This is a genomic window from Klebsiella ornithinolytica NBRC 105727 = ATCC 31898 (genome assembly GCF_001598295.1).
Lineage (GTDB): Bacteria > Pseudomonadota > Gammaproteobacteria > Enterobacterales > Enterobacteriaceae > Klebsiella > Klebsiella ornithinolytica.
The window spans coordinates 147,333-160,134 of record NZ_BCYR01000009.1 but is presented as its reverse complement, the minus strand read 5'-3'; the positions used below and the strand labels follow the sequence as shown (position 1 = coordinate 160,134).

Below are 12,802 nucleotides of genomic sequence, written 5' to 3'. Positions count from 1 at the left end.
ATCTTACACTGAGCCACTATTTTCGCTATGGTTAGGGATAAGCATTGCCGTGGCTCAAATCGCGGCAATATAATGAGAATTGTTATCATTCAAACAAAGCTTGAGGAGTAAGTGTATGGCTGTAACTAAGCTGGTACTGGTCCGTCATGGCGAAAGCCAATGGAACAATGAAAACCGTTTCACCGGTTGGTACGACGTCGATCTGTCCGAGAAAGGCGTAGGTGAAGCAAAAGCGGCAGGTAAACTGCTGAAAGACGAAGGCTTCAGCTTCGATTTTGCTTATACCTCTGTGCTGAAACGTGCCATCCATACTCTGTGGAACGTCCTGGATGAACTGGATCAGGCCTGGCTGCCGGTTGAGAAATCCTGGAAACTGAACGAGCGTCACTACGGGGCATTGCAGGGTCTGAACAAAGCTGAAACCGCTGAGAAATACGGTGATGAGCAGGTTAAACAGTGGCGCCGTGGCTTTGCCATTACTCCGCCGGAGCTGACCAAAGACGACGAGCGCTACCCGGGCCACGATCCGCGTTATGCTAAACTGACCGATAAAGAGCTGCCGGTAACCGAAAGCCTGGCGCTGACCATCGAGCGCGTTGTGCCTTACTGGAACGAAACCATTCTGCCGCGTCTGAAAAGCGGTGAGCGCGTGATTATCGCCGCTCACGGCAACTCCCTGCGTGCGCTGGTGAAGTACCTGGACAATATGGGCGAAGACGAAATCCTTGAACTGAACATCCCGACCGGCGTACCGCTGGTTTATGAGTTCGATGAAAACTTCAAACCGATCAAACACTACTATCTGGGCAATGCGGATGAAATCGCTGCAAAAGCCGCCGCGGTAGCAAACCAGGGTAAAGCGAAATAATTTTCGCCAGCCATAAAAAAAGCGTGGATTCGTCCACGCTTTTTTATTGGCTCTGAATCCCGGCATCGCGACGCTCTGCCGGGCCAGGCGGCGGATTAACCGCGACGGGCTTTTACCGCATCCGCCAACTGACGCAGGATGGTATCGGTATCTTCCCAGCCGATGCAGGCATCGGTGATGCTTTTGCCATAGGCCAGCGGCACGCCGCTCTCCAGACTCTGGCTACCTTCCACCAGATGGCTTTCAATCATCACGCCCATAATTGCCTGCTCGCCGCTGGCAATCTGCCGGCAAACATCGGCGCCTACTTCCATCTGTTTTTTAAACTGCTTGCTTGAGTTTGCGTGGCTGAAATCAATCATGATCTGCGCCGGCAGGCCCGCTTTCGCCAGCCCAACCTTCACTTCAGCAACGTGCTTCGCGCTGTAGTTCGGCTCTTTGCCACCGCGCAGAATGATATGACAGTCGCTGTTGCCGCTGGTATTCACAATCGCCGAATGGCCCCATTTGGTCACTGACAGGAAGCAGTGCGGCGCGCCGGCGGCGTTGATCGCGTCAATTGCCACTTTTATTGTCCCGTCGGTCCCGTTTTTAAAACCTACCGGGCAAGAGAGGCCAGATGAAAGCTCGCGATGCACCTGGGATTCCGTGGTGCGTGCGCCGATGGCGCCCCAGCTCATCAGGTCAGCGACGTACTGCGGGGTGATCATATCGAGGAATTCACCCGCCGCAGGCAGTCCGCTGTCGTTAATCTCCAGCAGCAGCTTACGCGCAATGCGCAGGCCGTCGTTGATGCGGAAGCTGTTATCCATATGCGGATCGTTGATTAACCCTTTCCAGCCAACGGTGGTACGCGGTTTTTCAAAGTAAACGCGCATCACCACTTCCAGCTCGCCCTTCAGCTCTTCACGCAGCGTCAGCAGGCGTTCAGCATACTCTTTCGCAGCGGCAGGATCGTGGATAGAACACGGGCCAATCACCACCAGCAGACGATCGTCGTTGCCTTTCAGGATCTGATGGATCGCTTTACGAGAGTGCGCCACGGTGTTAGCAGCATTTTCGGTCGCGGGGAACTTTTCCAGGAGGGCAACGGGAGGTAATAATTCGTTGATCTCTTTAATACGTAAATCGTCGTTCTGATAATTCATTTTCTTTCCAGCGTTGCCATACTTAATCAATTGTGTGCAATGCTTTCAATCTAACTCGCCGTCAGAAAAGTGTAAACAGACTTTTACAGTCACAAGGGTAATTCACTGATTAAACAGATAAAAACAATACAAACCATAAAAATGGCGAAAAAAAGAGCCTTAACATCAGTTTTATACTCTGAAAAATTATCATATGTAAATATTATATATTGCACTGACGGGGGAATGATTCGACATTACTCCGTCTCCCCGTGCTTTCACCCTATTGTTGCCTCATTTGCGGCTTGTTGCAGACACATGCCGCCGTACCTTGCCCTATCGACATTGGCTGATGGAACAGACGCCTGATTGTGGTTAATCTGTAATAAGGTCAGAGACTAATTGATAAAATAATGACAGGATTCTGTAATGGCCCATGCTCACACTCCGTCAGAAACCACCGATCGCGGTAACGAAAAACGCCTGTTGCAGGCTTTCATCGTCACCGCCGGCTTTATGCTTGTTGAAGCCATCGGCGGTGTCGTTTCCGGCTCGCTGGCGCTGCTGGCTGATGCCGGTCACATGCTTACCGATTCAGCCGCTCTGTTATTTGCGCTACTCGCGGTCCGCTTCGCCAGCCGTCCACCCAATACCCGTCACACCTTCGGCTGGCTGCGTCTGACCACGCTGGCGGCCTTCGTCAACGCCATTGCGCTGGTTGTGATTACCATTCTGATTGTCTGGGAAGCAATTCAACGCTTTAACCATCCTCAGCCCGTTGCCGGCACCACAATGATGGTGATTGCCGTTGCCGGGCTTCTGGCGAACATACTGGCATTCTGGATCCTGCACCGCGGCAGTGAAGCAAGAAATCTTAATGTCCGCGCGGCCGCCTTACACGTACTGGGCGACTTGCTGGGTTCGGTCGGGGCGATCGTTGCCGCTCTCGTGATTCTCACCACCGGCTGGACGCCAATTGACCCGATTTTGTCGGTGCTGGTCTCATGTCTGGTACTGCGCAGCGCCTGGCGGCTGTTGCAGGAAAGTTTGAACGAACTGCTGGAAGGGGCGCCGCGGTCATTAGATGTCGAGGGGTTAAAGCGGGATTTACGCCGTTCGGTGGCGGAAGTCCGCGATGTGCATCACGTCCACGTCTGGCTGGTTGGTGAAAAAACGGTCATGACGCTGCATGTTCAGGTTGTCCCGCCGCACGATCACGATGCCTTGCTGAATCGTATCCAGGCCTTTTTGCAGCATAAATATAATATCGGGCATGTGACCGTGCAGATGGAGTACCAGCCCTGTAACGGCCCGGAATGCCATCTCAACATGACGCACGCCGGGCACGCCCCTCATCACCACCATTAGCGAGAAAACGCGTGAGAACCTCGCTCACGCGCGCTGTTCATCCACATCCGACTGCCGTTAAGGGCAATAAAGGTCAAAAGCAGATATTCCAGCGACATCGCGTAGACGCCCTGAAGGGCAAAAATCACCACGCTGATGACGTTGATGATCACCCAAAGCAGCCAGTTTTCGACATATTTACGGGTCATCAAAATCATGGCGGCGATCGACAGCACCATCATGCAGGAGTCCCAGAACGGGAAGGCATCCGGCTGCAGTTCCGGCATCGTGACCTGCAGTCCCAGGCTCTGCATAAGCGTGACCGCGATCCGCGTCAGAAAGGCAAAGACCGGATTAATGAAGACCGTCATCAGCGCAATTGCCGCAATACAAGCCGTCAGCCAGCCCAGCGCCTTCGGTAATGGCAACCAGCGAATACGCAGTTCGGCTTCATGGCTGCTGGTTTGCCGGGACCAGGCGTACCAGCCATAAACGTTGGCGGCAAAGAAAAAGACCTGTAGCAGCAGGCTGGCATAAAGCTGAATCTGAAAGAAAATAATGGCAAACAAGGTGACGTTGACCAGCCCAAATGCATAGTTGCTGATCTTTTCCAGACTCGCCAGCCAGATACACAGCAGCCCGGCAAGCGTGCCGACCGCCTCGATCCATGATAAGTCGTATCCGCCGGCGCCGATGGGTATATGCACCAGAATATTCTGCGTACTAAAAAAATCCATATTTTCCCCGCACTGTATTGATTGCGTAATTAACCACTATCCCCGAAGTGTAGCCGCAAAATCCAGCATTCTGTTCAGCGGGACTAATGCGCCGGCGCGCAGCTGCGCATCGACCTTAATTTCGTGTTCGGGGCCACCGTTTTCCAGCCCCTCTGCAATCGCTTGCAGGCCGTTCATCGCCATCCACGGACAGTGGGCGCAGCTACGACAGGTTGCCCCTTCTCCCGCCGTCGGTGCTTCCAGCAGCTCTTTTTCCGGTACCGCCTGCTGCATTTTGTAGAAGATCCCGCGATCGGTGGCGACAATGAGCTGGCGCGCCGGAAGCGTTTTAGCCGCGGCAATCAGCTGGCTGGTAGACCCTACCGCATCCGCCATATCCACAATGGACTGCGGTGATTCAGGATGCACCAGAATGGCGGCATCGGGGTAGAGGGCTTTCATCCGCGTTAACGCCTGGGTTTTAAACTCATCGTGGACAATACAGGCGCCCTGCCAGCACAAAACATCTGCCCCGGTTTGCCGCTGCACGTACCGCCCTAAGTGCCGGTCGGGCGCCCAGAGAATTTTTTCCCCGAGGCTGTCGAGATGTTCAATAAGTTCAACGGCAATACTGGAAGTCACAACCCAATCGGCACGCGCTTTAACCGCCGCTGAGGTGTTGGCATAAACAACGACGGTACGATCCGGGTGGGCATCGCAGAACGCGTTGAACTCCTCAATCGGGCAGCCGAGATCCAGAGAACACTCGGCATTCAGCGTTGGCATCAGGATGGTTTTTTCCGGGCTGAGAATTTTTGCCGTTTCCCCCATGAAGCGCACTCCGGCCACCAGCAACGTCGAGGCGGAATGGCGGGCGCCGAAACGAGCCATTTCCAGAGAATCAGCGATACAGCCGCCGGTCTCTTCAGCCAGCTGCTGAATTTCAGGGTCAGTATAGTAATGAGCAACCATCACCGCATCGCGCTCGCGCAGCAGACGTTTAATCTTTTCACGGTAAAAGTGTTTTTCATCGCGACTTAATGGCAATGGTTTCGGCGGGAAAGGATAAATCGCCGTTTCAGGGTCAAACATTACGCTCATCTTGCAATCTCGTTTTACTGGCTTAACTCAAATACCGTTAATATGCCTTCAGAGGGCATAGCGGCGGTCATGATGTTTTATATGCTAAACAAGATAGCGGATTGTACAGAAAATGTCGTGCGGAATTTATTGTCGTCTGAAGGCAAAAAAAGGAGGATTAATATTTATGGAGGGAAAACAACAGATAGCAAAAAGGCGCCTTTTTACATTGGTGGGTCGTGCAGGATAACGCGCTTTGCTCGCCCTTCGGGCCGTCGCCGCCAGCGGCTCCGTTGTCTCGCCTTGCTCGACTCGAACCTGCCGCAGGTTCGAATCGTTAAATTCTGCGCATAGCAAAAAGGCGCCTTTAGGGCGCCTTTTTACATTGGTGGGTCGTGCAGGATTCGAACCTGCGACCAATTGATTAAAAGTCAACTGCTCTACCAACTGAGCTAACGACCCCTTTCGGGACTTAATACTTGCAATATTCAGGATGCCGGGTGGTGCAGGATGACTGGCTTTCGCTGGCCTTGTGGGCCGTTGCTACGTAACCTTATCCTTCACATTTAACATCAACTTCAATGTTAAAGTGGTGGGTCGTGCAGGATTCGAACCTGCGACCAATTGATTAAAAGTCAACTGCTCTACCAACTGAGCTAACGACCCGCTCGGGTACTACCTGAATTTTTTCACTCGTCACCAATCTTAAACTGGTGGGTCGTGCAGGATGACTCGCTTTCGCTCGCCCTGTGGGCCGTTGCTACGCAACGTTATCCTTCACGTTCAACATCTGAGTTCGATGTTAAATTGGTGGGTCGTGCAGGATTCGAACCTGCGACCAATTGATTAAAAGTCAACTGCTCTACCAACTGAGCTAACGACCCGAGTGGTGGGTGATGACGGGATCGAACCGCCGACCCCCTCCTTGTAAGGGAGGTGCTCTCCCAGCTGAGCTAATCACCCGATACTACGCTGGATACTACATCTGACTAAAGTCAGCGGTGGTTCGTGGAGGAAGACTCGGCTTTGCCTCGCCCTGTGGGCCGTTGCTGACGCAACGTTATCCTTCACGTTTTACTACCGTTCCACCCTGGTAGTTAGTGGTGGGTCGTGCAGGATTCGAACCTGCGACCAATTGATTAAAAGTCAACTGCTCTACCAACTGAGCTAACGACCCACTTTTTTCGTCGCTTCAGGCTTGTTCGATATCCCGTGGCAACGGCGGCATATATTACTGATTTAAGAATTCAGCGCAACAAGTATTTCGATAAAAAACATCTGACTGCTTAGGATTCACGCGACAAGACCAGAAATAATGCGATTTCTGGTCATGCCATAATCACCCAAGGGCATTAAGACGTTTCTGAGCCTGTTTCGCGCCATCGGTGCCAGGGAATTTACTGACTACCTGTTGGTAAACAGCCTTCGCCTTCGCGGTATCACCTTTATCCTGCATAATCACGCCGACCTTAAACATGGCATCAGGCGCTTTCGGGGATTTAGGGTAATTCTTCACCACGGAAGCAAAATAGTAAGCGGCATCATCTTTTTTCCCCTTATTGTAATTCAACTGACCGAGCCAGTAGTTCGCGTTCGGCTGATAGGTTGAATCCGGGTACTTTTTGACGAAATTCTGAAATGCTGCCAGCGCGTCATCCTGGCGGGATGGATCCTTCACCAGCGCAATAGCCGCATTGTAGTCCGTATTTGCATCTCCGGTTGAAGCAGGAGCGCCGGTAGAGGCCGCTGGCGCCGCGGTAGCCGCCGCACCCTGATCGCCTACCGAAGACGATGGCTGTGCACCTGCCGCCGCCCCACCGCTGCTCAGACCGTCGATCTGTAACAGAATTTGCTTCTGGCGTTCGACAACCTGATTGAGCTGATACTGGCTTTCCTGAATCTGGCCGCGCAGGGAGTCAATATCATTCTGGTTATCGGAGAGCTGTTGCTGAAGTTGGGTTAAAAGCTGACTGTGAGCGTTAGAAATACGCTCGAGTTGAGTGACCCGGTCTTCGACCGAGCCTGAGCCGACACTACTGATTGGCGCCTGAGCAAAAGCGGCCCAGGGGGCCGCTATGCCAACCAGTAACGACAGACTCAACAGATGATGTCTGAAGTTACTGCTCATGCAATTCTCTTAGTAAACCAGTACGGCGCGACGGTTTTTAGCGTAAGCCGCTTCGTCATGGCCCAGTACTGCAGGTTTTTCTTTACCGTAAGAAACGATGGAGATCTGGTCAGCAGAAACACCTTTGCCCTGCAGATACATCTTAACGGCGTTAGCACGACGCTCACCCAGAGCGATGTTGTATTCCGGCGTACCGCGTTCATCCGCGTGACCTTCAACAGTCACTTTATAGGATGGGTTGCTACGCAGGAAGTTAGCGTGCGCATCCAGCATTGCAGCGAAGTCAGAACGGATATCGTACTTGTCGAGATCGAAGTAAACGATGTTGTTCTGCTGCAGCTGCTGCATTTGCAGACGAGCTTGCTCTTCGGAAGACATGTTGCCACCGTTAGCGTTAGCATCCATACCAGTGCCGGCACCCAGCATGCCTTCACCGCTCTGGTCGTTGCTGGCGTTCTTGTTAGAAGAACACGCCGCGATTGCCATAACCGGCAGAGCGATCATCAGCCCTTTCAGCACTTTGTTCAGTTGCATTTCTTTGATTCCTTTAATAATCAATTATTTATTATCACAGATACGGAGACCAGGCAGGGAATTTTACCTGTCCATCAGTCGCCGGAAGACGCGCTTTGAAACGCCCATCTGTAGAAACCAGATTCAGCACGGATCCCATCCCCTGAGAAGAGCTGTAGATTACCATAGTGCCGTTAGGTGCCAGACTTGGCGTTTCATCCAGGAACGTTGACGACAGAACTTGTACGCCACCCGCTACCAGATCTTGTTTGGCAATGTGCTGCTGACCGTTGGCCGAGCTGACCATTACCATAAATTTACCGTCGCTGCTGACATCCGCATCCTGGTTCTGAGAACCTTCCCAGGAGATACGCTGCGGAGTACCGCCGCCGACGCTGACTTTATACACCTGCGGACGACCGGCCTGGTCGGAAGTAAAGGCCAGATTCTGACTATCCGGGAACCAGCTTGGTTCGGTGTTGTTGCTGCGACCATTGGTCACCTGGCGAATCTGACCCGAACCCAGATCCATCACATACAGGTTCAGGCTACCGGTTTTCGACAATGCGAATGCCAGTTTGCTGCCATCCGGCGAGAAGGCCGGAGCCCCGTTATGCTGCGGGAAGGAGGCTATCTGACGCACCGCGCCATTTGCCAGAGTCTGGACCACCAGCGCAGAACGGCCGCTTTCGAAGGTCACATAAGCCAGTTTAGAACCATCCGGAGACCATGCCGGAGACATCAGCGGCTGCGGTGAACGGTGGACAACAAACTGGTTATAACCATCGTAGTCGGAGACGCGCAGCTCATACGGGAACTGGCCGCCGTTAGTCTGCACAACGTAGGCAATACGGGTACGGAAGGCGCCCTTAATAGAGGTCAGCTTCTCGAATACCGCATCGCTGGCGGTGTGAGCCGCATAGCGCAGGTACTGTTTAGTCACCTTATAAGAGTTCTGCGCCAGAATCGTCCCCGGAGCACCGCCGGTATCAACCAGCTGGTAAGCCACGTTGTACGATCCGTCAGGGTTCCCGGTCACCTGACCGACAACCACCGCATCAATACCCAGCGCAGACCATGCCGCAGGTTGAACCTCTTGTGCCGTCCCCGGTTGCTGAGGCAGACGCGAGCGATCCAGTGGGTTGAACTTACCGCTGTTACGCAGGTCAGCCGCAACGACACCGCCAATATCTTCAGGCGCGGCACCCGGCCCTGCCCACTGGAACGGTACAACACCGATCGGGCGCGCCGAGTCCACCCCCTGGGTGATCTCGATACGTACTTCTGCGTGCAGCACCGCCGCCCACAGCATTAAAAAACCAAACGCTACTCGTAATGCCTGCTTCATCATATCTCCCTTATCCGGACGGAAAGCCCACGATAATTTAGCAGAATGTTAACAAACTCAAATACACAAAACTACCAAAACCCGGCGTCAGCCCTGGATTGTGTTCCCCCGCTCGCGCCGGGAAACACATCACTGCGGTTTGAAGTCCAGTGGTGCATTTTTGAACGTCTCATACACAGCCTGAGAAGGCGGTTTCGGGAACTTGCTCATCCGGCTGGTTGCCGCCAGCATCTGCTGACAGAAAGCAGGATCGCCTCCCTCCGACTTCACGCTCAATAACGTCCCGTCCTGAGCCAGGTTCACGCGTAACGTACATGTTTTACCTTTGTACGTGTCCCAGTCATAGAGATGCCCTTTAATCGCCGCCTGAACCTGCGAAATATAACTGGCAATCTCAGCCTGAGACGCGCCCCCCTGCCCCGGTTTACTTCCTTTAGCAGGAGATGAGCCTCCATTGCTACCGCTGGTGCTACCTTTAGGCGCATTCTTACCTGAACTCAGATCGCCGAGCAGGTCGTCTACGCCATCAGCATCTTTCGCTGCCGCGGCTTTTTTCGCTGCCGCGGCTTTCGCTGCGGCGGCCTTAGCTGCAGCAGCCTTGGCGGCTTTATCGGCTGCGGCTTTTTCCGCTGCTGCGGCTTTCGCTGCGGCAGCTTTTTCCGCTTTCTCCGCGGCGGCTTTCTCTGCTGCGGCGGCCTTTTCTGCTGCCGCTTTCTCAGAGGCGGCTTTTTGCGCCGCTGCTTTTTCTGCTGCTTTCTCAGCGGCTTTTTCCGCAGCAGCTTTCTCAGCCGCGGCCTGCTTAGCGGCTTCCTGCTGGGCTTTCTTCTCAGCCTGCTGCTGCGCTTTCTTCGCCGCATCGGCTTCGGCTTTCTTCTGGGCATCCGCCGCAGCTTTCGCCGCTTCGGCTTCTGCCTGTTTCTTCGCATCGGCTGCGGCTTTCGCTGCCGCAGCTTCCGCCGCTTTAGCCTGCGCGTCTGCCTTCGCTTTCGCGTCAGCAGCGGCTTTCGCTGCCGCTTCCTGTGCTTCTTTCGCCTGAGAATCCGCTTTGGCTTTCGCCGCTGCCGCCGCTTTCGCCGCCGCTTCTTCAGCCTGCTTCTGCTCTTCCTTCGCTTGCTTAGCCGCTTCCTGCGCCTGCAGACGATCCTGCTCAAGCTGCTTCAGACGCTCCTGCTCAGCGGCCTGCTTTTCACGCAGTTCTTCAGCCTGCTGCTGAGCCTGCTTTTCGCGCTGCTCGGCGGCACGGCGCGAGCTGGCCTGCTGCTGCTGCTGGCGGTTGTAATTATTCACCACCGCCCCAGGATCAACCATCACCGCATCAATGGAAGAACCTCCGCCGCCGCCGGCTGAGGCATCCAGATGCTCGTCGAACGAACTCCAGATCAGCAGCGCGATCAGAATGATGTGCAGCGCGACTGAAACTATGATCGCTCGTTTAAGCTTGTCGTTTTGTTCGGTTGCCTTTGACACTATCGGTTCCCAAAAACTGTTCGCCTGTCCCCGCTACTCTCGCCGGCCACGAGTCTGTTATTCTCGCAGCCAGCGGTCCGGCGGGCGCACATATCCGAAGCGATTAAATAGGCTTGGTCATTAAGCCAACCGATTTAACCCCTGCGCTATGCAACAGGTTAAGCGCTTTAATAATTTCATCGTAAGGTACGTCTTTCGCACCGCCGATCAGGAACACCGTTTTCTCGTTCGCTTCGAGTCGGCGTTTCGCTTCGGCAATAACCTGCTCTGGCGGCAGCTGCGACAGCGTTTCCGGACCCACTTTTACGCTGTACTGCCCGACGCCGGAAACTTCAACAATCACCGGCGGCTCATCATTACTTTTGACCGCTTGTGATTCCGTCGCATCCGGCAGGTCGACCTCTACGCTCTGCGTAATGATCGGCGCGGTCGCCATAAAGATCAGCAACAGCACCAACAAGACATCCAGCAGCGGAACGATGTTGATCTCGGACTTCAGTTCGCGACGTCCGCGTCCACGTGCTCTGGCCATGGCTTACCCCTTATTGCTTTCGCTGCTGGTAAACGCCTGACGGTGCAGAATCGCGGTGAACTCTTCCATAAAGTTGTCATAGTTCAGTTCAAGTTTGTTCACTCGCTGGTTCAAACGGTTGTAGGCCATAACCGCCGGAATTGCCGCAAACAGACCGATTGCCGTGGCGATCAGCGCTTCTGCGATACCCGGTGCAACCATCTGCAGAGTCGCCTGTTTCACCGCACCAAGTGCGATAAAGGCATGCATGATCCCCCAGACGGTACCGAACAGGCCGATGTACGGGCTGATGGACCCCACGGTTCCGAGGAACGGAATGTGCGTCTCCAGCGTCTCGATCTCACGGTTCATCGAGATGCGCATGGCGCGCGACGCCCCTTCAACCACCGCTTCTGGCGCATGGCTGTTTGCGCGATGCAGACGAGCAAACTCTTTGAAACCGCTGTAGAAAATTTGTTCCGATCCCACCAGGTTATCGCGACGCCCCTGGCTCTCCTGATACAGGCGAGAAAGCTCAATACCCGACCAGAACTTGTCTTCAAAGGCTTCCGCCTCGCGGCTTGCCGTGTTGAGGATGCGCGTTCTCTGAATAATAATGGCCCAGGAAGCGATAGAAAAACCAATCAAAATCAACATGATAAGTTTAACCAGAAGGCTCGCCTTCAGGAACAAATCAAGGATATTCATGTCAGTCACTGCTTAAACTCCGCGACAATAGACTTGGGAAGCGCACGAGGCTTCATTAAGAGTGGATCAACGCACACAATGAGAACCTCAGCTTCGTTCAAAACTGTATTCTCTGCGTTGACGATTCGCTGCGTGAAAACCAAAGAGGTACCTCTCATCGAGGTGATTTCCGTCTGGATTTCGAGCATGTCGTCGAGTCTGGCGGGCGCAAAATATTCCAGCGTCATTTTGCGAACCACGAAGGCAACTCGTTCAGCCAGCAAAACCTGCTGACTGAAGTGATGGTGGCGCAGCATCTCTGTGCGTGCTCTTTCATAAAAAGCGACGTAACTGGCGTGGTAAACCACACCACCGGCATCGGTATCTTCATAGTAGACACGAACCGGCCATCGAAACAGCGTTGTATTCACTTTACATCCCGGTAATGCAAAAAAAGATTAGTGCTTTCAAACTTCGCTACTATACGCGCGGGGAACGTGGTTTGGAATGGGGGAAAGTAAACAGCGAGTAAATTTTTATGGGCTTATGCAAGCCCATGAGGTTAACAGAGTTCTCTTATTCTCTTCTCTTTCAAAAGAAGAAAAAAAACAGCCCCGTGATGAGTACAATATCAGCGATAAGTGGACAAAAAATCCCTTGCCAGTGAATGGCATGCGGACGGAAGCCCACGCCGTGGATAACCCCGGCGCACACGGCCCACATCAGCAGGAAGCCGTGCCAGATCTCCAGCTCACTGGTCTTTGCCGCAAAGCGCGACGGATCCCAGAAAATGCAGCCCGCCAGCAGCAGTGCCATCAATAGGGAAAGCGCCCTTAACGGGCGCTTATCCATTATCGCGTAAAGGGTCGCGATAATTTTACTCATCAGTGTTCTTCTTTACCTGCTTTGGTGCTTTCCACGTGCTCAAGCGCTAACGCGGTGATAACCCCAAAGGCACAGGCAAGAAGCGTTCCCAAAATCCATGCGAAATACCACATATCTAGCTCCTT

General features: G+C 53.6%; 14 protein-coding genes, 5 tRNA genes and 1 other RNA gene. 2 read left to right on the top strand and 18 right to left on the bottom strand.

Features of this window, described 5'->3' with window-relative positions; all coding sequences use genetic code 11:
- Nucleotides 1–115: 115 nt before the first annotated feature.
- Nucleotides 116–868 (top strand): 2,3-diphosphoglycerate-dependent phosphoglycerate mutase, encoded by a 753-nt coding sequence (gpmA, locus tag ROR01S_RS18050; protein WP_004859709.1) that lies wholly within the window; start codon nucleotides 116–118, stop codon nucleotides 866–868.
- A gap of 95 nt (nucleotides 869–963) precedes the next feature.
- On the opposite strand, the gene aroG is transcribed toward gpmA, so the two are convergent.
- Nucleotides 964–2,016, bottom strand: a complete 1,053-nt coding sequence (gene aroG, locus ROR01S_RS18045; RefSeq protein WP_064359743.1) for a 3-deoxy-7-phosphoheptulonate synthase AroG — start codon at nucleotides 2,014–2,016, stop codon at nucleotides 964–966.
- 408 nt (nucleotides 2,017–2,424) lie between these two features.
- Between aroG and zitB the strand changes: the two genes are divergently transcribed.
- On the top strand, nucleotides 2,425–3,363 hold the full coding sequence (gene zitB, locus ROR01S_RS18040; RefSeq protein WP_064359742.1) for a CDF family zinc transporter ZitB: 939 nt from the start codon (nucleotides 2,425–2,427) through the stop codon (nucleotides 3,361–3,363).
- On the opposite strand, the gene pnuC is transcribed toward zitB, so the two are convergent.
- From pnuC to cydX, 17 genes are all read right to left on the bottom strand, one after another.
- A complete protein-coding gene (gene pnuC / locus ROR01S_RS18035) occupies nucleotides 3,360–4,079 on the bottom strand; it encodes a nicotinamide riboside transporter PnuC (RefSeq protein ID WP_004859705.1) in 720 nt (239 codons plus the stop codon). The genes zitB and pnuC overlap by 4 nt on opposite strands.
- A 36-nt stretch (nucleotides 4,080–4,115) precedes the next feature.
- Nucleotides 4,116–5,159 carry a quinolinate synthase NadA gene (gene nadA, locus ROR01S_RS18030; RefSeq protein WP_004859703.1) on the bottom strand — a complete coding sequence of 348 codons (1,044 nt, stop codon included), beginning with the start codon at nucleotides 5,157–5,159 and terminating at the stop codon, nucleotides 4,116–4,118.
- 209 nt (nucleotides 5,160–5,368) lie between these two features.
- Nucleotides 5,369–5,502, bottom strand: a non-coding RNA gene (locus ROR01S_RS18025) — RtT sRNA.
- Between the two features lie 22 nt (nucleotides 5,503–5,524).
- Nucleotides 5,525–5,600: transfer RNA gene (locus ROR01S_RS18020), tRNA-Lys, on the bottom strand.
- Between the two features lie 128 nt (nucleotides 5,601–5,728).
- Nucleotides 5,729–5,804 (bottom strand) — tRNA-Lys (locus ROR01S_RS18015).
- A gap of 142 nt (nucleotides 5,805–5,946) precedes the next feature.
- Nucleotides 5,947–6,022: transfer RNA gene (locus ROR01S_RS18005), tRNA-Lys, on the bottom strand.
- A gap of 3 nt (nucleotides 6,023–6,025) precedes the next feature.
- Nucleotides 6,026–6,101 (bottom strand) — tRNA-Val (locus ROR01S_RS18000).
- A gap of 138 nt (nucleotides 6,102–6,239) precedes the next feature.
- Nucleotides 6,240–6,315 (bottom strand) — tRNA-Lys (locus tag ROR01S_RS17995).
- 162 nt (nucleotides 6,316–6,477) lie between these two features.
- Entirely contained in the window at nucleotides 6,478–7,266 is a 789-nt protein-coding gene (gene cpoB, locus ROR01S_RS17990) for a cell division protein CpoB (RefSeq protein WP_064359741.1), read from the bottom strand.
- A gap of 9 nt (nucleotides 7,267–7,275) precedes the next feature.
- Nucleotides 7,276–7,800, bottom strand: coding sequence for a peptidoglycan-associated lipoprotein Pal (pal, locus tag ROR01S_RS17985; protein ID WP_004859700.1), 525 nt, complete (start codon nucleotides 7,798–7,800; stop codon nucleotides 7,276–7,278).
- A gap of 34 nt (nucleotides 7,801–7,834) precedes the next feature.
- Nucleotides 7,835–9,127: a Tol-Pal system beta propeller repeat protein TolB gene (gene tolB, locus ROR01S_RS17980; protein WP_004859698.1), complete on the bottom strand. Its 1,293-nt coding sequence runs from the start codon at nucleotides 9,125–9,127 to the stop codon at nucleotides 7,835–7,837.
- 129 nt (nucleotides 9,128–9,256) lie between these two features.
- A complete protein-coding gene (gene tolA, locus ROR01S_RS17975) occupies nucleotides 9,257–10,594 on the bottom strand; it encodes a cell envelope integrity protein TolA (RefSeq protein WP_044349716.1) in 1,338 nt (445 codons plus the stop codon).
- A 103-nt stretch (nucleotides 10,595–10,697) separates the two neighbouring features.
- Nucleotides 10,698–11,126 carry a colicin uptake protein TolR gene (gene tolR / locus ROR01S_RS17970; RefSeq protein ID WP_004859694.1) on the bottom strand — a complete coding sequence of 143 codons (429 nt, stop codon included), beginning with the start codon at nucleotides 11,124–11,126 and terminating at the stop codon, nucleotides 10,698–10,700.
- Between the two features lie 3 nt (nucleotides 11,127–11,129).
- Nucleotides 11,130–11,822 carry a Tol-Pal system protein TolQ gene (gene tolQ, locus ROR01S_RS17965; RefSeq protein ID WP_004859692.1) on the bottom strand — a complete coding sequence of 231 codons (693 nt, stop codon included), beginning with the start codon at nucleotides 11,820–11,822 and terminating at the stop codon, nucleotides 11,130–11,132.
- On the bottom strand, nucleotides 11,819–12,223 hold the full coding sequence (gene ybgC / locus ROR01S_RS17960) for a tol-pal system-associated acyl-CoA thioesterase (protein ID WP_004859689.1): 405 nt from the start codon (nucleotides 12,221–12,223) through the stop codon (nucleotides 11,819–11,821). Before ybgC ends, tolQ begins: the two co-directional genes overlap by 4 nt.
- A gap of 160 nt (nucleotides 12,224–12,383) precedes the next feature.
- Nucleotides 12,384–12,677 (bottom strand): cyd operon protein YbgE, encoded by a 294-nt coding sequence (gene ybgE / locus ROR01S_RS17955; protein WP_004859687.1) that lies wholly within the window; start codon nucleotides 12,675–12,677, stop codon nucleotides 12,384–12,386.
- Entirely contained in the window at nucleotides 12,677–12,790 is a 114-nt protein-coding gene (gene cydX, locus ROR01S_RS17950; protein ID WP_004859685.1) for a cytochrome bd-I oxidase subunit CydX, read from the bottom strand. The genes ybgE and cydX overlap by 1 nt, the downstream gene beginning before the upstream one ends.
- Between the last annotated feature and the right edge of the window lie 12 nt (nucleotides 12,791–12,802).